Source organism: Baaleninema sp. (assembly GCF_049974805.1).
In the GTDB taxonomy this organism is placed as follows: domain Bacteria; phylum Cyanobacteriota; class Cyanobacteriia; order Cyanobacteriales; family Geitlerinemataceae; genus Baaleninema.
Window position 1 is genome coordinate 1 of sequence record NZ_JBNGCO010000240.1, and the last position, 1,271, is coordinate 1,271.

The following is a 1,271-nucleotide window of genomic DNA, read 5'->3' on the forward strand; positions in this document are numbered from 1 at the left end:
AGTCCCTCTCCCAACGTTGGGAGAGGGACTTAACGACAGGGGGATGAGAGCTGTCACACTCGCTCGAAAATCGCGCGATAGACAGGTTCGCCTTTATTGTGAGTGGCGATTTCCCGTTCCGTGGGAACCGCAAGCGGGTTTTCCGCAAGCCAATCGTCAGAAGTACGGCGAAAAGCGGGATGTTCGGCGAAGCGATCGCACATTTCCACTTCCACCTCTTCCACATCCGACTGAAGAAACACCTCCCCACCGAGAACCAGGTATTTCGCTAAATCCGCCACCAGTTCCGGTTGAACCACGCGGCGTTTTTGGTGGCGTTTTTTGAACCAAGGATCGGGAAATTGAATCGACACCCGTTTGAGGAGGTTTTCGGGAAGAGATTTCAGAATCGGTTCGATGGAGATGTTGACGTTACAGAAGAGATAGTGGAGGTTGGCGAGATTGGCGCGATCGCGCCAATCGTTCGCTTCGTCTACCAGAGGTTCGCGAATTTCCAGCCCGAGAAAGTTCCAATTCGGCTCGATTTGAGCGTATTCAAATAGAAACCGACCCCGAGCGCAACCGATATCGAGGTGCATCGGTTGGGTTAAATCGGGATAAATCTGCGCCCAATCGGGGAGGGCGACGGGTTGTTGGTATTTACGACTGAGGGGGTTAACGTGCTGGCGAACTCGTACCGGAGACAAGCGAGATTCCTCCTTTTGTTTGAACTCTCGACGAATTCTATTGTAATTGATAGTCGATCGAGGAGAGTTGAGAACGGGTTAATCGTCTAAAAGAATCAAAATTGTGGTTTCTCCGTGGGTTCGAGAGCCGATAATTAAGCGTCCCTGTAGAATATCTTCATCGGAAATCCCATAAATTCTGAAATCGGCGACGTCTGGGGCGTTATAAGCCGCCGCTAATTTTTGGGGAGCGGTTTCGTAGTCTCCGTTTTTCAAAGGATTGAGTAGCATTTCTAAAACTGACTCCAAAATATCGTAAACCGCTTCAAACTCGCTGACAACATCGCCTTTTTTATCAGCAGGACGTTGGTAGAGCAGTTCCCAACCTTCCATCCAACGGTGGTATTGAGTACGCTCCCAAGCTGCGCCGACAAATTGCTTGTGGTAGTACAAAGCCACTTGTTCGAGATCGGTGTCGGGTTGGACTTTTTCGTAAAAAACGGAGGTTCCTAGGAAACGATCGCTCTCACCACCATAAAGCGCGATTAAGTCTTGCACGTATTTGGGGACTTGGGTTGAAGTCATGGGTTTCGTTTGTTGCTCGTG

2 protein-coding genes are annotated in these 1,271 nt (G+C 49.8%); both read right to left on the reverse strand.

The window, feature by feature from the left end; translation table 11 throughout:
* Positions 1-53 precede the first annotated feature (53 nt).
* Positions 54-686: a tRNA (guanosine(46)-N7)-methyltransferase TrmB gene (gene trmB, locus ACP5D4_RS21620; protein WP_428013669.1), complete on the reverse strand. Its 633-nt coding sequence runs from the start codon at positions 684-686 to the stop codon at positions 54-56.
* 78 nt (positions 687-764) lie between these two features.
* The coding region (locus ACP5D4_RS21625; RefSeq protein ID WP_428013670.1) for a hypothetical protein at positions 765-1,271 on the reverse strand (507 nt) is incomplete at its 5' end.